The sequence below is a fragment of the Amycolatopsis sp. NPDC051373 genome, from assembly GCF_040689465.1.
GTDB lineage: Bacteria > Actinomycetota > Actinomycetes > Mycobacteriales > Pseudonocardiaceae > Amycolatopsis.
Map to the genome: position 1 here is coordinate 1 of NZ_JBFBAE010000018.1, position 17,676 is coordinate 17,676.

General features: G+C 70.6%; 14 protein-coding genes, 2 tRNA genes and 2 pseudogenes. 9 read left to right on the top strand and 9 right to left on the bottom strand.

Annotation, left to right across the window (positions count from 1 at the left end):
- Positions 1-109 (top strand): annotated as a pseudogene (locus tag AB0383_RS30065) (IS5/IS1182 family transposase); the annotation flags it as partial.
- Between the two features lie 9 nt (positions 110-118).
- On the opposite strand, the gene AB0383_RS30070 reads toward AB0383_RS30065, so the two are convergent.
- The gene (locus AB0383_RS30070) at positions 119-640 is read right to left on the bottom strand and encodes a hypothetical protein (RefSeq protein ID WP_366189139.1); all 522 of its coding nucleotides are present in this window, start codon (positions 638-640) and stop codon (positions 119-121) included.
- A 345-nt stretch (positions 641-985) separates the two neighbouring features.
- On the opposite strand from AB0383_RS30070, the pseudogene AB0383_RS30075 reads away from it, so the two are divergent.
- A pseudogene (locus AB0383_RS30075) lies at positions 986-1,486 on the top strand (tyrosine-type recombinase/integrase); the annotation flags it as partial.
- Between the two features lie 194 nt (positions 1,487-1,680).
- Here AB0383_RS30075 and AB0383_RS30080 read toward each other — a convergent pair.
- Positions 1,681-1,753 (bottom strand) — tRNA-Lys (locus AB0383_RS30080).
- A 232-nt stretch (positions 1,754-1,985) separates the two neighbouring features.
- Here AB0383_RS30080 and AB0383_RS30085 point away from each other — a divergent pair.
- Positions 1,986-3,227: an NADH:flavin oxidoreductase/NADH oxidase family protein gene (locus AB0383_RS30085; protein ID WP_366189140.1), complete on the top strand. Its 1,242-nt coding sequence runs from the start codon at positions 1,986-1,988 to the stop codon at positions 3,225-3,227.
- A 263-nt stretch (positions 3,228-3,490) separates the two neighbouring features.
- On the opposite strand, the gene AB0383_RS30090 is transcribed toward AB0383_RS30085, so the two are convergent.
- Positions 3,491-3,566 (bottom strand) — tRNA-His (locus AB0383_RS30090).
- Between the two features lie 74 nt (positions 3,567-3,640).
- Positions 3,641-4,249 (bottom strand): oligoribonuclease, encoded by a 609-nt coding sequence (gene orn / locus AB0383_RS30095; RefSeq protein ID WP_220243189.1) that lies wholly within the window; start codon positions 4,247-4,249, stop codon positions 3,641-3,643.
- Positions 4,250-4,366: 117 nt separating this feature from the next.
- Here orn and AB0383_RS30100 point away from each other — a divergent pair, with 117 nt between their 5' ends.
- Positions 4,367-5,914 carry a helicase HerA-like domain-containing protein gene (locus AB0383_RS30100; RefSeq protein WP_366189141.1) on the top strand — a complete coding sequence of 516 codons (1,548 nt, stop codon included), beginning with the start codon at positions 4,367-4,369 and terminating at the stop codon, positions 5,912-5,914.
- Between the two features lie 68 nt (positions 5,915-5,982).
- A complete protein-coding gene (locus tag AB0383_RS30105; RefSeq protein ID WP_366189142.1) occupies positions 5,983-6,369 on the top strand; it encodes a DUF3224 domain-containing protein in 387 nt (128 codons plus the stop codon).
- A gap of 122 nt (positions 6,370-6,491) precedes the next feature.
- Here the strand turns inward: AB0383_RS30105 and AB0383_RS30110 are convergent, their stop codons facing one another.
- The 3 genes from AB0383_RS30110 to AB0383_RS30120 form a co-directional block, all read right to left on the bottom strand.
- Positions 6,492-7,538 (bottom strand): trypsin-like peptidase domain-containing protein, encoded by a 1,047-nt coding sequence (locus tag AB0383_RS30110; protein WP_366189143.1) that lies wholly within the window; start codon positions 7,536-7,538, stop codon positions 6,492-6,494.
- A gap of 111 nt (positions 7,539-7,649) precedes the next feature.
- Positions 7,650-8,972: a M20 family metallopeptidase gene (locus tag AB0383_RS30115; protein WP_366189144.1), complete on the bottom strand. Its 1,323-nt coding sequence runs from the start codon at positions 8,970-8,972 to the stop codon at positions 7,650-7,652.
- A gap of 35 nt (positions 8,973-9,007) precedes the next feature.
- Positions 9,008-9,775, bottom strand: a complete 768-nt coding sequence (locus AB0383_RS30120) for a methyltransferase domain-containing protein (protein ID WP_366189145.1) — start codon at positions 9,773-9,775, stop codon at positions 9,008-9,010.
- Between the two features lie 173 nt (positions 9,776-9,948).
- Between AB0383_RS30120 and AB0383_RS30125 the strand changes: the two genes are divergently transcribed.
- The 4 genes from AB0383_RS30125 (at position 9,949) to AB0383_RS30140 (ending at position 15,009) form a co-directional block, all read left to right on the top strand.
- Positions 9,949-10,968, top strand: coding sequence for a hypothetical protein (locus AB0383_RS30125; RefSeq protein ID WP_366189146.1), 1,020 nt, complete (start codon positions 9,949-9,951; stop codon positions 10,966-10,968).
- Positions 10,969-11,927: 959 nt separating this feature from the next.
- Entirely contained in the window at positions 11,928-12,584 is a 657-nt protein-coding gene (locus AB0383_RS30130; protein ID WP_366189235.1) for a M50 family metallopeptidase, read from the top strand.
- A gap of 89 nt (positions 12,585-12,673) precedes the next feature.
- Positions 12,674-13,906 (top strand): aldehyde dehydrogenase family protein, encoded by a 1,233-nt coding sequence (locus AB0383_RS30135; protein ID WP_366189147.1) that lies wholly within the window; start codon positions 12,674-12,676, stop codon positions 13,904-13,906.
- The gene (locus AB0383_RS30140; RefSeq protein ID WP_366189148.1) at positions 13,903-15,009 is read left to right on the top strand and encodes a dihydrofolate reductase family protein; all 1,107 of its coding nucleotides are present in this window, start codon (positions 13,903-13,905) and stop codon (positions 15,007-15,009) included. Before AB0383_RS30135 ends, AB0383_RS30140 begins: the two co-directional genes overlap by 4 nt.
- A gap of 84 nt (positions 15,010-15,093) precedes the next feature.
- On the opposite strand, the gene AB0383_RS30145 is transcribed toward AB0383_RS30140, so the two are convergent.
- Both AB0383_RS30145 and AB0383_RS30150 read right to left on the bottom strand, forming a co-directional pair.
- Complete coding sequence (locus tag AB0383_RS30145; RefSeq protein WP_366189149.1) at positions 15,094-16,302, bottom strand: chitinase; 1,209 nt, start codon at positions 16,300-16,302, stop codon at positions 15,094-15,096.
- A 382-nt stretch (positions 16,303-16,684) separates the two neighbouring features.
- A complete protein-coding gene (locus AB0383_RS30150; RefSeq protein WP_366189150.1) occupies positions 16,685-17,455 on the bottom strand; it encodes an alpha/beta hydrolase in 771 nt (256 codons plus the stop codon).
- Positions 17,456-17,676: the final 221 nt, after the last annotated feature.

Genomic DNA, 17,676 nt, shown 5'->3' on the forward strand with positions numbered 1-17,676 from the left:
CTGCTTCAACCGTCTCAAGCAGTTCCGTGCCATCGCCACCCGCTTCGACAAGACCGCCCTTTCCTACCGAGGCATGATCGACCTTGCCACCCTGCTCCTCTGGCTTTGAGGACACGCCCTAGGAAGCACGTACCGGCGATGCTCGTGCCGAGACGAAACGGGGCGGGAGCGTGGGGCAGCTTGCCCCAAGCTGAAGAACAGTCGACACGGGCAATGGGCCTTCCGGATCGAACTGCCCCCGGACGAGAACGGCACCCGCCGACCGCGTCGTCGCACCGGATTCGAAACCGCCACCAAGGCACAGGACCAGCTGGATCGGGTCCGTGATCTTCTGGCGCTCCCGGAAGAAGACGACGAGGAGACTCGCCGGAAGATCGGCGACTCGATCGCCGAGGCGATCGCGAGAAAGACCAAGCTGCCGGACGTCGAAGAGACGAAGCGGTTGGTCAAGATCGGTGCCGACGTCGCCGACGATCCGCTCATGGCGGAGGTTCTGGTGGCGTTCCTGGCGGCGAAGCAGACGGCCGTAAGTCTCGGCAAGTTGGCGCGGAACACCTACCGGTCCTACGAATCGCACGACCGGCTCTACCTGCGTCCGCATCTGGGCCGGATCAAGCATCGCAAACTGCGGGTAAGGCACTTGGATTCGATGTACGAAGCGATCCTGGAACACAACGAGCGGATCGCCGAGTTCCGGCAGAGCGGCGACCCAGCGAAGATCGCAGCGGTGAAGTGGCAGCGGCCGGTGGGACCGACGTCGATCAACAAGATCAACGGGACGTTGAAGACGGTGCTGAGTCCTGCGGTCAAAGAGGGCCTGCTACTGGTGAACGTGGCCAAGCTCGTCGAACTTCCGGCGTTGGCGCGGCCGAAGCCTCTGGTGTGGACTCCGGAGCGAGTTGCGCTGTGGCGACGCACCGGGGCGAAGCCTGGGCCGGTGATGGTGTGGACTCCGGAGCAGACCGGGTGCTTCCTGGACTTCGCGATGAACCATCCGCTGTATCCCTTGCTCCACGTGATTGCGCACGTGGGGCTCCGGCGCGGCGAGGCGTGTGGGCAGCGGCGCTCGGAGACCGACTTGGTGGCCGGCACGCTGAACGTGACGAATCAGATCGTGCAGTGGGGCTGGGAGACGGCTCAGACCAAGCCGAAGACGACCAGTTCCGAGGGTGTTGTCGCTTTGGACGCGGACTCGGTGCTGGTGCTCCAGCGGCACCTGGCGATCCAGGACGCGGACAAGGCACGGCTCGGGAGCGATTGGCACGAGCACGATCTCACATTCACCCGACCGGATGGCAGTCCGTTGCACCCGGCGGAGGTGACAGAAGCGTTCTACGAGCTCGTCGCACGGGCCGGGCTGCCACCGATCCGGCTGCATGACCTTCGGCACGGGGCGGCGACGCTGGCCCTGGCAGCGGGCGTGGAAATGAAGGTTGTCCAGCACATGCTGCGGCACTCGTCGATCACCATCACCTCTGACACCTACACCAGTGTGCTGCCTCAGGTGGCCTTCGCAGCAGCCGAAGCGACGGCCGCGATCATCCCTCGACAGTCGGCTCGCAGTCTCGGGCTCGCCTCGGGCTCGCAACTGACCATAAAGGACGGTGGAGAAATGGAAGAACCTCTTCCGCATAACACAAATCCCCAGGTCGGAAGTGGTCCGAACCTGGGGAGTGAGGGTGCGCCATCAGGGACTCGAACCCCGAACCCGCTGGTTAAGAGCCAGCTGCTCTGCCAATTGAGCTAATGGCGCTTGGTGCTGCCCGCCGCTTTGGTTTCCCTCGGCGACGTGGAAAAGATTAGCAGGCTGTTCAAGCCGCGTTTCAGGGGGGTCCCGTTAACCGCGCGCGGCTAGCCGCCGCGGCGGCCGGAGGGCTCCTAGCTGCGCGTTCGGGTCAGTCTGACAGATCGGGGGCCGTTGTGGGGCCGCCAACGTGGTGAACCGGCCGTTGACAACTGTACGTCGTACAGGTCACTCTGGTCTCATGTACGACGTACAGGAGAACATCCTCGCCACCCCGCTCACGCTGCCCAACGGCGCCGTCCTGGCCAATCGGCTCGCGAAGGCCGCGACCAGTGAGCACCTGGCCGACCGGCGCGGCGCGCCGTCGCGGCAGCTCACGGAGGCCTACCGGCGGCTCGCGCACTCCGGTGCCGGCCTGTTGATCAGCGGAAACGTCATGGTCGACGGCTCGGCGCTGGAGGCTCAGCGCAATGTCGTGATCGAAGACGCCCGCCACCTCCCCGAGCTGCGCCGATGGGCCGCCGCGACCGTCGGCACCGAGGCCAAGTTGCTGCTGCAGCTCTCGCACGCCGGCCGGCAGTCGATGCGCGGCCTCAAACTCGCCGGGCGGCAGCAGGACGTCGTCGCCCCGTCAGCTGTGCCTTTGGACCTGGGCAAGTGGCTGTTTCGGCGACCGCGAGCGCTGTCGGACGTGGAAGTCGTCGCGCTCGTCCAGCGCTTCGCGACCGCCGCCCACGTCGCGGCCGAAGCGGGCTTCGCCGGCGTGCAGCTCCATGCCGCGCATGGCTATCTGCTCAACCAGTTCCTGTCCCCGCTCGTCAACCGCCGCGACGACCGCTGGGGCGGTCCGCTGGAGAACCGGATGCGCTTCCTTCTGCAGGTCGTCCGCGCGATCCGCGCCGGCGCGCCGCCGTCGTTCATCCTGTCGGTCAAGCTCAACTCCGCCGACTTCCAACGCGGCGGATTCGCCCCCGAGGACGCCCTCGTGGTCGCCCAAGCCCTGGAACAGGAAGGCGTCGACCTCCTCGAAGTCTCAGGTGGCACCTACGAAAGCATCGCCGTCGTCGACGGCACGCCCGAACGCGCCTCAACCCGCGCCCGCGAGGCCTACTTCCACGACTTCGCCGACCACTTCGCCCGCGAGCTCACGATCCCCCTCATGCTCACCGGAGGCTTCCGCTCCCACGCCGCCATGGCCGAGGCCGTCACCTCCGGCTCCGTGGACCTCGTCGGCCTGGCCCGCCCGATCACCCACGACCCGACCTTCCCCCACCGTCTCCTGACCGACCCCGCCACCCACAGCGCTGCCCCCACCCCCAAAGTCGGCCACAAACTCCTCGACGACCTGCTCAACTCCTCCTGGCACCAACAACAACTCGCCCGCCTGGGTCGCGGCGCCGGCACCCGCCCCGCCCGCCGCCCCCCAACCGCCCTCCTGCTCGCCCTCCTGACCACCCTCCGCGACGCCCTCCTCTACTCCTGACCCTCCACAAAGGACCCCCGGGCCTCCGACCAAGAAACCCCTCACCGTGCCCACCGGCACCCAAACGGGACAGCAACCCGGGCAACCACATCGGACAGGGATCCCGGAAACCAGGCGGGACAGCAACCCGGGGGATCCGAGGCGACCACGCCGGATGGGGGTCCGGGGTGTCCCCCGGCGGGGGTCTGGGGGTTCGACCCCCAGAAAAAAGGCGAAACCCCAGTCCGGGGAAGGTCCCACCAGGACCGACCAAACTGGGGTAATGGGGTGAGCGACGGGTTTCGAACCCGCGACCTCCTGGACCACAACCAGGTGCTCTACCAGCTGAGCTACGCCCACCATCTGCGAGGGATCGTCGCGATCACCTTGCTGCGGAATATCGTAGCGTGCCCTCGCGACGAGTTTTCACCGGGTCAGCTTTGGTGGCGTTCCTGCACTTCGGCGGCCGCGGCTTTGGCTTGTTCGCTGGTCGGCCCGGGTTGCGGGACGAAGGCGACGTTGCGGTAGTAGTCGAGCTCGCCGATGGATTCCTTGATGTCGGCGAGGGCGCGGTGGGCGAGGCCCTTCTCCGGCTTCGCGTAGTAGATCCGCGGGTACCAGCGCCGGACGAGTTCCTTTACCGACGAGACGTCGACCATGCGGTAGTGCAGGTGGCTGTCGAGCGCCGGCATGTCGCGGGAGATGAAGCCGCGGTCGGTGGCGATGGAGTTGCCTGCCAGCGGGGCCGTGCCGGGGTCGGGGACGTGCTCGCGGATGTAGTCGAGCACGCGTTGCTCGGCTTCGGCGAGCGTCACCGCGGAGGCGCGGACCTCTTCGGTGAGCCCGGACTTGGCGTGCATGTCGTGGACCACCTGCGGCATGCCGTCGAGCGTGGTGTCGTCGGTGTGGATGACGATGTCGACTCCCTCACCGAGGACGTTGAGGTCGGCGTCGGTCACGAGGGCGGCTATTTCGATCAACGCGTCTTTGCCGAGGTCGAGCCCCGTCATCTCGCAGTCGATCCAGACTAGGTGGTCGGTCACCCGGACAACCCTAACCCGACACGGGGATGTCAGCCGGGTTACCTGCGCATTCGGCGCGTTACGCTCGGGCAGCCAGGTGAAAGAGTGTGATTTCGGACTCGGAACGGGGTGCAGCCAGTGGCCGAGCAGGGGTCGGGGCCTGCGGCGGAGATCGCGCAGGGTTACGTGAGTGAGGGCGCCGCGGTGGAGCTGGGTGCCGTGGTGATCGACGGACGGACCGAGGCGGCCGCGGCCGTGCGGCTGCCGCTGGCCACGCTGAACCGCCACGGTCTGGTGGCGGGTGCGACCGGCGCCGGCAAGACGAAGACGTTGCAGCTGATCTCGGAGCAGCTCTCCGCCGCCGGCGTGCCGGTGGTGCTGGCCGACGTGAAGGGCGACCTTTCGGGCCTGTCGGCGGCGGGTGAAGCCAACGACAAGCTCACGAAACGCGCGCAGGAGCTGGGTGACGACTGGGCGCCGGCCGCGAGCCCGGTGCAATTCCTCTCGCTGGGTACCGGCGGGAAGGGCTCGCCGATCCGGGCCACGATCACGAGCTTCGGCCCGGTGCTGCTGTCCAAGGTGCTGGGCTTGAACGAGACGCAGGAGTCGACGCTCGGCCTGATCTTCCACTGGGCCGACCAGCGAGGACTGGCGCTGCTCGACACGAAGGACCTGCGATCGGTGATCACGCACCTGACCAGCGACGAGGGCAAGGCCGACCTCAAGGGCATCGGCGGGGTCTCCGCGGCGACGGCCGGGGTGATCCTGCGCGCACTGTCCAATCTGGAGGCCCAGGGCGGCGAGGACTTCTTCGGCGAGCCCGAGCTCGACGTCCACGACCTCATGCTCCAGGCCGACGGCAAAGGCGTGGTGACGCTGCTGGAGCTGGACGACCTGCAGTCGAAGCCGGCGTTGTTCTCGACGTTCCTGATGTGGCTGCTGGCCGAGCTGTTCGAGGAGCTGCCCGAGGAGGGCGACCTCGACAAGCCGAAGCTGGTGTTCTTCTTCGACGAAGCGCACCTGTTGTTCGACGACGCGTCGAAGGCGTTCCTGGAGCGCATCGAGCAGACGGTGAAACTGATCCGGTCGAAGGGCGTCGGCGTGTTCTTCTGCACGCAGCTGCCCACGGACATCCCCAACGCGGTGCTGTCGCAGCTGGGCGCGCGGGTGCAGCACGCGCTGCGGGCGTTCACGCCGGACGACCAGAAAGCCCTGGCCAGGACGGTGAAGACGTACCCGAAGACGCCGTACTACGACCTCGAGACGGCGCTGACGTCACTCGGGATCGGGGAAGCGGTCGTCACGGTGCTGTCCGAGCGGGGCGCGCCGACACCGGTCGCGTGGACGCGGCTGCGGGCGCCGCGGTCGAAGATGGGCTCGGTCGGGGACGGGGCGGTGGCCGCGGCGGTGGCGTCGTCGGACCTGCACGCGAAGTACTCGGAGACGATCGACCGCGAGTCGGCGTACGAGAAGCTGGCGGCTCGGGTCGCGGCGCCGGCGGACGCGCCGCCTGTCGCCGAGACCCCGGCCCCTGCACCGGCTCCTGCTGGGAAAGCCGAGAAGGAGGACCCCGGGCTGATCTCGCAGGCGATGAGCAACCCGGCGGTGAAGTCCTTCATGCGCTCGGCCGCGTCCGCGTTGGGGCGCGAGATCACGCGGGGGCTGTTCGGCAACCGCCGGCGATGAAAAATACCTGACACAACCTGGCAGGTATGGCGGGCAGGCTGAGGGCTCACGATCGGAAGGATCCAGCCATGACCAGCACCGCGACCGCCACGTTCGAGCTCGACAAGTGGGAGCCGCAAGCCCAGGACGAGACGGGTGGCACCGAGTTCGCGCGGGTGACCATCGCCAAGACGTTCGCGGGTGCGGTGGAGGGCACCAGCACCGTCGAGATGCTGACGGCCTCGAACGCCACTTCGCGCGCATATGTCGCCTTCGAGCGGCTGTCGGTGTCCGTCGACGGGAACAAGGGTTCGTTCGTACTGCGCCACGCGGCTGGTGACGAATGCCTGTCGCTGCTGATCCTCGCGGGCTCCGGATCAGGAGAGCTCACCGGCATCTCCGGCTTCGCCGCGATCGCGCAGGATGAGGCCGGCAACCACGCGTTCACGCTGACCTACGAGCTCCCGGCAGCGTGAAAGCCGCTCTCCCAAGGCCCCGAAACCCTGGGAGAGCGGCTTTCACCGTGGTTCCCCGCTGCCGGCGATTCGAGCGAGGAAATCGGACGGGCCGCCCCGACCGCGGTCCGTCCGCGACTGCGTCAGCCGTTGACGATCTGGTCGACGATCGTCTTGGCGTCGTTGACCGGGATCGCGAAGCCGATCCCGACGCTGCCCGCGGAGTTGGCCGACGGGCTGTAGAGGGCGGAGTTGATGCCGATGACCTGGCCCTGGGCGTCGACGAGCGCGCCGCCGGAGTTGCCCTGGTTGATCGAGGCGTCGGTCTGGATCGCGGTGTAGCTGGGGCCGTTGTCCGCCTGGTTGGACGTACGGCTGAACGGCGACTGCTGCTGCTGCTCGCCCCCGCCGACGTCGGACAGCGGCCGGTTCAGCGCGCTGACGATGCCGGTGGTCACGGTGTTCTGCAGCCCGCCCGGCGAGCCGATGGCGATCACTTCCTGGCCGACCACGAGCTTGCTCGAATCGCCGAGGGTGGCGGCGGTCAGGCCGCTGGCGCCCTTGGCCTGGAGCACCGCGATGTCGCCCTTGGTGTCGGCGCCGACCACGCTGGCCTGGTACTTCTTGCCGTCGGACGTCGTGATCGTGACTTCGCCGACCGCGCCGTCGACCACGTGGGCGTTGGTGAGGATCCGGCCGTCGGAGGTCAGGATGACGCCCGAGCCGATGGCCTCGCCCTGGCCGGTGTCCACGTTGACCTGCACGACGCTCGGCAGGACCTTCGCCGCGACGGTGCTGACGTCGCCGGTGGAGGTCGTGTTGCTGACCGTCTGCCCGGCGACCGCGGAGGACGACGCGGGCGAGGCCACCGACGTGGTGGTCAGCCCGACGATCGCCGCACCGGCGCCACCGCCGACGAGCGCCGCGGCGAGCGCGGTCGCGCCGACGACGGCGGCGAGCCTGCCGCCCCGTCGCTTCGGCTGCGTGGCCGGCTGAGCCTGCGGCTGCTGCGTGAAGAGCGGGTTCGGCGCGGCCTGCTGCTGGTGGCGGTACTGCCCGTACTGGGCGTACGGGCCGTACTGCGGCGGGGTGTGCTGCTGGGCGTTCTGCTGAGCAGCGATCGGGTAGGTCTGGTGCGGCTGGTGCCCACCGGGTGAGGCGGGGCCGGGCCGACTCTCGTTCTCGGTCATGACACCAGGTTCGCGGCCGTGGTTGTGAGAACCCTGTGGAAATCCCTTCGGCTTTGCTGAGAAGAATCAGCTGAGAATCCTCAGGCGTTCCTCAGCCTGGTTCGGTGGCTTTCAGTCGAAGAACTTCGGGACGTCGAGCGCACCTCCCGAGGCTTCGAATTCGTCGTGCACGGCTTGGCGCAGCGTCGCGTCGGCGAGGTAGTCGGCGGCCGTGAGCGCGAGGCCGAGCGCGCCGTCGACCACGGCCTTGTCGCCCGAAGGTGAGCCGGCGGCTTCGGCGAACTCCTTGGTGTGCAAGGCAACCGTCGGTCCGGAGACGGCGATCATGGGGTGCAGTGCGGGCATCCGGTACGACAAATTGCCCAGATCCGTGGACCCGGTGAGGAACTCCGGCACGATGCCCGGCGGCAGCGGTTTGCGGCCCGTGTCGGCCTGGTTCGCCGACCAGCGCCCGGCGAGCGTGGTGTTGAAGCGGATCGGCAGGTACGCCGGCTGCGAGTCCCACGTGAGCTCCACGCCGCACCCCGTCATTTCGGCGGCGCCGTGGGCCATCGCGGTCATCCGCTTCGCGAGGTCGCGCAACGTCTCGGGGTCGGCCGAGCGGAGGTAGAACAGGAGCGCGGCGCGTTCGGGGATCACGTTGGGCCGGGCGCCGCCGTCGGTGAAGACGCCGTGCACGCGGTCGGTCGAAGGCAGTTGCTGGCGCAGCATCGACACGCCCTGGTAGGCCGCCACCGCGGCGTCGAGCGCGTTGCGCCCCATGAACGGCTGCGCCGACGCGTGGGCCCCGACGCCGTGGAACACCATCTCCAGCTGCCGCCGGCCGAGGAACGGGTGCAGCGCGATGTCGTGGCTGAACGGGTGGAGCATGATCACGGCGTCGACGTCGTCGAACACCCCGGCGCGCGCGAGCGTCTCCTTGCCGCCGCCGCCTTCCTCGGCGGGCGTGCCGATCAGGGACACGCGTCCGCCGACCTGCTCGGCCACGGCCGCGGCGCCGAGGAACCCGCCGGCGCCGGCGGTGCAGATGACGTTGTGCCCGCACGCGTGCCCGAGCCCGGGTAGCGCGTCGTACTCCGACAGCACGGCGATGTGCGGGCCACCGTTGTCCGGGGTGCTCGCGCGCAGGGCGGTGTCGAGGCCGCCGAGGCCGACGGTGACCTCGTGGCCGTGGGCGCGCAGGAGCTCCGCCAGCGCACCGACGGAGCGGTGTTCGGTGAAGCCCTCCTCGGGGTGGGCGTGCAGGTCTTGGCTCAGCGCAACGAGTTCGTCGGCGCGAGCCCGCACTTCTCGGTCCACGGCCGCCCGCACGCCGGACTCGGCTCCGGTGTGGTCGGAGCCGAGGGGTTCGGCGGCCGCGACGGCTTCGGCCGTGGCTTCGACCAGGGCGCGCAGATGGGAGTCGTCGGGTGGGACGGGAGCGGCGTCGGTCATGCGGGGATGCTATCCCCGAGCACCGACAAAGTGGATCAGTTCGCCTCGGGCAGCTCGCCGGCGACGATCTGGGTGACGCCCGCGAACCGCTCGGCGACGATGCGGAAACCCCGGGCGCGCAAGGCGGCGGCGATCTCGCCGCGGTCGAACATCCGCTGTCCGCTGAGGATCCCGCCCGCCGTGTCGACGACTCGCGCGGGTTGCCAGTCGCGGCGCGCGCTCGTGAGCAGCACGACGCGGCCGCCGGGGCGCAGGATCCGCGCGAACGAGTCCAGCGCGTGTTCGGGCTCGGCGAACATGTGCAGGGCGGCGAAGCAGCAGATGGCGTCCACTGTGGAGGGTGCGAAGGGCGGTTCGACGGCGTCGGCGCGGAGGTAGGCGACTCCGTCTTCGTCGGTCTCGGTGACGGCGCGGGTGAGCATCGAGGGCGCACCGTCGAGGCCGATGGCCAGGCCCTCTTTTCCCACGGCTGCCCCGAAAGCGCGGGTGAACCGGCCGGTGCCGCAGGCGACGTCGAGCACGACCCGACCTGGCCCGAGCGCGAGGAGTTCCGTGGCGAGGCGGACTTCGCCGGCCATGCTGGGGCCGAACGGGCCCTTGAACAGCCGGCCGAACGTGGGGCGCCAGTAGCGTTCGTAGACCTGGGGGAGCAGCGCGGTTCGCATCACGCGTTGGGTGATTCCCGTGGTGGGCCCGGCTTGGGGCGCGTCGCCGAGGACGTCGAGGTAGCCCGCGTCCGTGGTCTTGGCCGGAGCGTCGAGCAGATCGGCGAGACGGTCCTGCGCTTTTGGGTGCTCTACCACCGGTTTCGCTCCCTTCTGGTTCGGATACCGGCAGTATGCCAAAGCCCTGTCTTCCACGATCGAGTGAAGATCTCGCCGATCAGGCGTTCGAGGCCCCGGATTGTCGGCCTCCCTTCCTAACGTCGCTTCCACGGTTCTCCGACCCCCGGAGCCCGCGGAGGAGGGACCCCCCGATGACCGCACCGATCCTGCTGCCCATCGACGTGCCGACCGGCGAGATCGCCGTGCGCGGACCGTTCGACCTGTCCGCCGCGAGCCACTACCTGGCCGGTTTCGGCCCGGCCGTCCGGCCCGACGCCGCCTCGGAGCCGGGCGTGCTGCGGTTGGCCTTTCCTGTGGACGGCGTCTGGACCCACGCCGGCGCCGCCATCCGCCAGAGATCGCCCGGCACGGTGGAGGTCGAGGTCTCCGCGCCGATCGACCTGGCCGCGCGCGTGATGGGCCAGGTGAGCCGCGTGCTCTCCCTCGACATCGACGCCTCCGGCCTGCCCGACATCGACCTGCGCGACTCCGTCGCCGCCCGCTTGCGCGCCGCCCATCCGGGCTTGCGCCCCGTGCTGTTCTCCTCGCCCTACGAAGTCGCCTGCTGGTCCGTGCTCTCCCAAGGCATGCGCTTCACCACGGCCATCCGGCGACGCCGGGAGCTCGCCGAACGCTACGGCGCCATCATCGACGTCGGCGAATACCAAGTGGTCTCGTTCCCCGCACCCGCGGTCCTGGCCGAGCTGGCCTCGGAGGACGGCCTGGCCGACTTCCGCGTCGCCCGCCTGCGCTCCATCGCCCAAGCCACCGCCGACGGCCGCCTCGACCCTGCCGAGCTGCGCGCGCTCCCCATTCCCGACGCCCTCGCGCACCTGCGCGCCATCCCCGGCATCGGCGCCTTCTCCGCCGAACAGATCCTCTTGCGCGGCGCGGGGCACCCCGACCTCTTTCCCCGCGCCGACGGCCGCCTCCACGAAGCCATGCGCGACGAGTACGGCCTCCCGGCCACCACCCCGGCCTCCGAACTCATCCCCCTGGCTGACGACTGGCGCCCCTACCGCAGCTGGATCGCCTTGCTGTTCCGCGGCACCCTCGACGCCGTCCCGCCAGAGCCCGACGCGACTTCCTCGACCGAGGAGGTGGTCGCAGGCTCGGCCGCACGGCGACGCCCGCGCCGGCGCCGCGCTCACCCGGCTGACCGCGGCTTGTGAAATGGCTCGCGTGGACGCGCCGCTCCGGCCGCGGTGGTGCCGCCCTTCAGGGCAGTGACTACCGAGCCGGCCTCGGCGGTGGCTTGGCTCCTCGCGGTCGGCTGGGACCCGTCGGTTGCGGTCCAACGGTGCGTGCTGAGTCCGGGCAGGAAGGTGTGCGGACGCTGAGTGGGGGAGAGGAAGGCGTGCGGGCGCTGAGTCGAGCGGACGAAGGTGTGCGGGCGCAGGGATTGCCTACGGGCACGTTCTGCGGGCATAGCCTGCCGCGCGACCGGTGCCGGGCAGGGGGCGATGGTGGGCGTCGCAGCCGCAGCCGCAGCCGCAGCCGCAGCCGCAACCGGAGCCGGAGGCGCAACCGGAGCCGGAGCTGGAGCCGCGGGCGCAACCGCAGCCGCAGCCGCAACCGCAACCGGAGCCGGAGGCGCAACCGGAGCCGGAGCTGGAGCCGGAGCCGGAGCCGGAGGCCCAACCGCAGCTGGAGCCGGAGCCGCAGGCGCAACCGGAGCCGGAGCTGCAGCCGCGACCGGAGCCGGAGCCGGAGCTGCAACCGCAACCGCAGCCTCAACCGCAACCGCAGCCGGAGCCGCAGCCGCAACCGCAGCCGGAGCAGGGCCGGAGCCGGAGCCGCAAGCTTCGGTCCTGGCCGAGGAGTGGGCGGGCAAGTGAAGGAGGTGGTCAACGGCGCCGTAGAGGCCTGCGCCCCAACCAGCAGATGTCGAAGACGAAGAAGGGAGACCCCATGAAGTGACCCACCCCATACCGACCTCAGTCGGCCCACCGCGCGACGGGCACTAACAGTGGCCAGATGTCGCTTGTGGTGAGGTGTGCGCGTGATTTCGCGTGTGCTCGACGTCTCGTCCGTGGTCACCAGCCAAGCCGTGGCTGGTGGGTGGGAGCGTGCGGCCGGCGCGCCCGGTGCCGTCGAGGCGGCGCTCACGCAGGCGAACACCCCGGCGGCGATCACGCTGGTCACCGGTGGTGTCGCGTTGCTGGTGGTGCTGGCGGGCGGCACGCCGTGGCGGTTCGCGCGCAACGTGGTGACCATCGTGCACGAGGCGGGCCACGCGCTGGCCGCGGTGCTGGTCGGGCGTCGGTTGCGCTCGATCAAGCTGCACTCGGACACCTCGGGCGTCACGGTGTCGCGCGGGAAGCCGGAGGGGCCGGGCATGGCGTTCACGGCGCTGGCCGGGTACGTCGCGCCGTCGGTGCTGGGTCTGCTGTTCGCGAGCCTGGTCGGGCAGGACCTGATCACGGCCGTGCTGGTGCTGGTGGCGTTGCTGCTGCTGGGTGTGCTGATCATGGTGCGCAACGCCTATGGCGTGTTCACCGTGGTCGCGAGCGCGGTCGTGCTGGGGCTCGTGGCGCTGGTCGCGCCGCCCGTGGTGCAGGCGCCGTTCGCGTACCTGCTGACGTGGTTCCTGCTGTTCGGGGGCGTCCGGCCAGTGGTGGAGCTGCAGGTCAAGCGCCACCGCGGCCAGGCGCGCGACTCTGACGCCGACCAGCTCAGCCGCCTCACCGCGGTGCCCGCCGTGCTGTGGGTGCTGGTGTTCGTGGTGCTCACGGTGAGCTGCCTGCTGGCCGGTGCGCTGTGGCTCCTGGAGCCGGTCGTCGCGTGAGGGTGCGTCCCGAGGGCTGAGCCAGTCGTCCCCGGATGTGGGCGGTGCGGCAAACTGGTCCTCTGCCGAACGCGCGGAGGGAGACGACGATGGACGAGGTCGCGAAGGCCGTCGAGGAGTGCGCGCGAGCGGCGAAGCTGGCCGCGCCGTCGCTGGCCAGGGCCACCGAGGAGGCCGTGGACGCGGCGCTGCGAGGCATGGCCGAACGCCTGCAGACGCACCGCGAGGAGGTGCTCGACGCCAACCGGGCCGACGTCGCCAAGGCGCGCGAGGACGGGATGAGCGCGGGTCTGCTCGACCGGCTCACCATCACGCCCGAGCGCCTCGACGGCATGGCCGAGCAGCTGCGGCTGCTGGCCGGCGCGCCGCATCAGGAGCGGTCCGTCGAGGTGTCCACATTGGACGGTGGGCTGCGGCTGATCGAGCGGCGCCGTCCTGTGGGCGTCATCGGCGCGAACTACGAGGCGCGGCCGAACGTGACGGTCGACGTGGCGTCGCAGCTGGTGAAGTCGCGCAACGCCGGGGTGCTGCGCACCGGGTCGGCGGCGTTGGGCTCGGCCCAGCGGCTGCGTGACACGGTGATCGCGCCGGCGCTGGCCGAGGCCGGGATCGACCCGAGCGTGGTGCAGCTGGTGCCGCGCGTCGAGCGGGAGGCCGCGTCGGCGCTGGTGCGGCTGCCCGGGCTGGTGCCGCTGGTGATCCTGCGCGGCAGCGGCGACAGCACGCGCGCGCTGGCCACCGAGGCGGCCGTGCACGGCGTGCGCACGCTGGCCCACGCGGACGGCGGCGGCGTGCTGTACGTCGATGCGGCGGCCGACGCCGGCAAGGTGCGCGACCTCGTGTCCGCGAGCCTCGACCGGCTCGGCGTGTGCAACCGGCTCAACCTGCTGCTCGTCCACGACGACGTGCACGACGCCGTGTGGCCGTCGATCACCGCCGCGCTGGCCGAGCGCGGGGTGACGCCGTCGCTGGCGCCGCACGAACACGCCATCGGCTACGAGTGGGCGCTGGACTCCGACCGCGAGGCGACCGTCACGGTCGAGCGCGTGAGCGGGCTCGACGAGGCCGTGGAGATCGCCAACGAGCGGACGTCGGGCCTCGCGGCGGGCATCGCCACCGAGGACGAGGCGGCGGCCGGCGCGTTCTTCGACGGCTACACCGGCACGGGCGTCTTCTGGAACGCGCCGACGCGGCTGCTCGACGGCTTCAAGCTGCTGGCCGTGCCCGAGACCGGGATCAACCTCGACCGCGTGCCCGGGCCGCGCGGGCCGGTGACCTACACCGACCTGTACGTCCGCCAGTACGCGGTCCAACCCGCATGAGCAGCCGTCCCCATGTCGTGTTGTCCGCCGCCCAGTCGCTGGACGGCTATCTCGACGACGCGAGCACCACCCGGCTGATCCTGTCCAATGAGGACGATTTCGCCGAGGTCGACCGCCTGCGCGCCGACGCCGACGCGATCCTCGTCGGCGCCAACACGGTACGCGCGGACAACCCGCGGCTGCTCGTGCGTTCGGCGGAGCTGCGCAGCGAGCGCGTCGCGGCGGGGCGGCCGGAGCAGCCGATCAAGGTGACGGTGACGAGCACCGGCAAGCTCGATCCGGCGTCGCGCTTCTTCACAGTCGGCGAAGCGCCGAAGCTCGTCTACGCGCCGCCGGCCGCGGTCGACGGCCTGCGCGACGTCGCCACGATCATCGACGCCGGCACCCCGCCCCGGCTCGAGCGCATCCTCGACGACCTCGGCGAACGCGGCGTCCGCCGGCTCCTGGTGGAGGGTGGCGGCGCCGTCCACACGCAGTTCCTCGAAGCCGGCCTCGCCGACGAGCTGCGCCTCGCCATCGCGCCCCTGGTGGTCGGCGACCCGCGCGCGCCGCGCTTTCTCGGCCCCGGCGCGTTCCCGCGCCCGCTGGAGCTGGCCGAACTGCGTCAACTCGGCAACGTCGCCGTCCTCCACTACCGCGCGGCCGCCGAGCCCACCCCGATCGACGTCCTGCGCCTGCGCCAGGCGATCGCGCTGGCGGACGAATGCCCGCCCAGCTCGACGTTCCGCGTCGGCGCCGTCATCGCCGCGCCCGACGGCACCGTGCTCGCCACCGGTCACTCCGGCGAAGGCGAGCCGCACAACCACGCCGAGGAAGCCGCCCTGGCCAAGCTCCGCGCCGACGACCCCAGCCTGGCCACGGCGACCATGTACAGCTCGCTCGAGCCGTGCAGCTCCCGCGCGTCCCACCCGAAGAGCTGCACGCAGCTGATCCTCGAAACGCCCATCCCGCGCGTCGTCATCGCCTGGCGCGAGCCGTCTCTGTTCGTCGAGGCCGAGGGCGTCGAACTCCTCGCCGCGGCGGGCCGCAAGGTCGTCGAGGTGCCCGCGCTGGCCTCCGAGGTCCGCCGCGCCAACACCCACCTGCCCGGCATCCGCCCCTGAGCCTGCCGCCGAACGTGGAACACCGAGTGGTCCACAGTGGATTCACCGTGGACCACCCGGCAGCCGGGGGGACCGGGAAAGCGCTCAGCAGGGGCCGTTGTCCGACCAGACCCCGTCGGGGCCGCCTGCGCCGGGCTCTTCACCCTGGGTCCACCACTTGGCGGTCCACTTGTGGGCGTTGTGGGAGACGGAGTTGCCACCGACGTAGACCGAGGCTTTCTGCCACTCGGGCGCGGTGCAGGTGCCCGGCGGATTGGTGGGCGGGGTCGTCGGCGGGCCGGTCTGCGGCGGCGTCGCGCCGGCGAAGCGGGTGGTGAACTTGGTGAAGTCCCAGTCGTTCTGGGTGACGTTGGAACACACGGCGTTGTCGGTCGTGGTGGTGCACGGGCGGTCGCGGTTGACAGCCCAGTACGTGAAGCGGCCGAGGTGGTGACTGGTCGCATAGTCGTAGACGGTCTGGAAGTCGGCGAGGGTGAAGATCTCCGCGTTGTCGGAGCGGCCGTTCATGCCCGAGAAGCCCTCGTGCGAGTACGCGGTGGCGCTGTCCCAGCCGAGGTGGCTTTCCAGCAGGCCGTGGAAGTTCTCGAGTGCGGAGACTTGCGCCGAGGAGCCGTTGAAGCCGCCGTCGAAGGGCATGATCGAGAAGTTGTCGGGTGTGAAGCCGATGGACTTGGCCTGGTCGAGCAGCTGCGTGCCGAACCAGCCCGTGCCGGCCGACGTGCCGGGCATCGTGACGGACACGAACAGGCCCGGGTTGTCGGCCTGCAGCTTCTTCGCGGCGCCGAGCTCGTTGGCGATCGCCGCGGTGTTCTCGTACTCGGGCTCTTCCAGGTCGAAGTCGATGGCCTTGAGGCCGTACTTCGTCACCACCTGCTGGTAGGCGGCGGCGGTCGCGTCGACGGTGCCGCACGTCTGGCCCAGCTTCGTGCCGCCGTAGCCGCCGACGGACACCGAGACGTCGCCGCCGTTGCCGCGGATGCGGTTCACGACCCCGGCGACCGCGGTGTCGGACGAGACCGCCGACTTGCCGTCCCACGTCGGGCTGCAGCCGCCGCCGTCGGGGGCGAGGATGAAGGCCAGCTGGAACGCCTTCTGCCCGGTCGCGTTCATCACCGTGACCGGGTCGGGCGGGTTGTTGCTCACGGGCATGAGGTACGGCGCCGAGGCGTACCAGTTGTTGCTCAGGGCCGCGGCGGCCGCGGGCTGGGCGTCGGCCGTGGCGGCCAGGGTCGCGGCTGTCCCGAGCACGGCGGCGGCGGCGAGCCCGACGGCGGCCAGTCTGCTTCGTTGCATCTGTCCTCCAGCTGACGAGCGGGGTGCGCTACAGCATTGGACTAGACCAATACGAAGTCAACCCGCCACCCGACGATCGGCGGGCCGCGACGGGCGAAATGTCGGTATCGGCCCCCGGTGTTCACCCTGGCGGCCCAACGCGCCGCCCCGACCGGACGCGGACCAACCGCCCCGTTGGTCCACCGCGGACAGCGCGCCATTGCGCGGGTGACTGCCTTGGCCACGCGGGGGAGACGGAGCGGTTTGCCCGGGGAGCAAGGCCGCAAACGCAAGTCGAAAGCCGCAGCGCGGGCTTGGGCTGCCGGCTGTGGCGAAAGCTGCTGACAACCGGCTGAGGCCACGGCGGAAGCGGTCGCCGGGCCAGGTCCGGACCCCGCCGGGACTAGGCGATCGGTCGGGCGAGGAATGACGTGAGCGCGGCAGCGAACTCCGGGGTGCCGAGCGCGGTGATGTGGTTGCCGGGCACAAGGGTGAACTCGGCGTGGGGCAAGACGGCGGCGAGATCCTCGGCCGAGGCGCGGCGCGGGTCGTCGGCGCCGGCGGTGACCAGGGTCGGGGTGGGGATGTGCGGCAGGTCCGCGGCGGGAGTCGGGACGTGGGTGTCCAGGACGCGGAGCAGGGCCTGGGGGTCATTGGCGAGGGCGGTGATCCAGCGGGCGGCCCGGGCGTCCGGGGTGCCGGGCTCGAGGGGCTCGCCGTTCGCCAGAGCGGTGAGGATGTGGCGGCTCTGGTCGCCGGCCTCAGTGCGCGTGATGACGGACAGGCCTTGGGCCGCCACGATGGCGCGGCCCGGCCGGGCGCCGCGGGCGAGGAGACGCACGACGATGCGGGCGCCGAGGGAGTAGCCGCCGAGGTCGTAGTCGGTGAGGGAAAGCGTGTCGAGCAGGGCGAAGATGTCGTCGGTGAGGACGTCGGGCGGGTAGGCCGCCGGGGTGGTCGGGTGGGCGCTCGCGCCGTGGCCGCGCAGGCCGGGCACCAGGACGCGGTGGCCGCGCGCCGCCAGTGAGGCCGCCGGGCCCTGGTTGAGCCACTGGGAACCCGTCGCCGTGAATCCGTGCAGCAGCACCAGCGGACGGCCCTCGCCCAGCGAGCGGCAGGCAAGAACGGCGCCGTCGCGGCCGGGGTAGTGGAAGACCTGTGCGGTTTCGGTCATGTCGCTTCGCCTCCGGGGAAAAGCGCAGGAGCGCGGCGGCCGCGGTGCACGGGTTCGGTCATGTGGGCACGCCTGGGGAAAGTGCGGCGCGAGCGCGAGGAATGCCTGGAATCGGTCATTGCGGGCACGATCTGGCGGAGGGCGCGCAGAACAGCGGCGTCGCCGACAGGATTGTGCGGGGTGCCGGACACCCTGAGAATCTAACGCTACTCAGCGGACCA

Excerpts from the sequence above, each read along its gene's own strand:
- AB0383_RS30085 (WP_366189140.1), top strand. The coding sequence starts at position 1,986 with ATGTACGACGTACAGGAGAACATCCTCGCCACCCCGCTCACGCTGCCC.
- AB0383_RS30105 (WP_366189142.1), top strand. The coding sequence starts at position 5,983 with ATGACCAGCACCGCGACCGCCACGTTCGAGCTCGACAAGTGGGAGCCG.
- AB0383_RS30110 (WP_366189143.1), bottom strand. The coding sequence starts at position 7,538 with ATGACCGAGAACGAGAGTCGGCCCGGCCCCGCCTCACCCGGTGGGCAC.
- AB0383_RS30115 (WP_366189144.1), bottom strand. The coding sequence starts at position 8,972 with ATGACCGACGCCGCTCCCGTCCCACCCGACGACTCCCATCTGCGCGCC.
- AB0383_RS30125 (WP_366189146.1), top strand. The coding sequence starts at position 9,949 with ATGACCGCACCGATCCTGCTGCCCATCGACGTGCCGACCGGCGAGATC.
- AB0383_RS30135 (WP_366189147.1), top strand. The coding sequence starts at position 12,674 with ATGGACGAGGTCGCGAAGGCCGTCGAGGAGTGCGCGCGAGCGGCGAAG.
- AB0383_RS30140 (WP_366189148.1), top strand. The coding sequence starts at position 13,903 with ATGAGCAGCCGTCCCCATGTCGTGTTGTCCGCCGCCCAGTCGCTGGAC.
- AB0383_RS30145 (WP_366189149.1), bottom strand. The coding sequence starts at position 16,302 with ATGCAACGAAGCAGACTGGCCGCCGTCGGGCTCGCCGCCGCCGCCGTG.
- AB0383_RS30150 (WP_366189150.1), bottom strand. The coding sequence starts at position 17,455 with ATGACCGAAACCGCACAGGTCTTCCACTACCCCGGCCGCGACGGCGCC.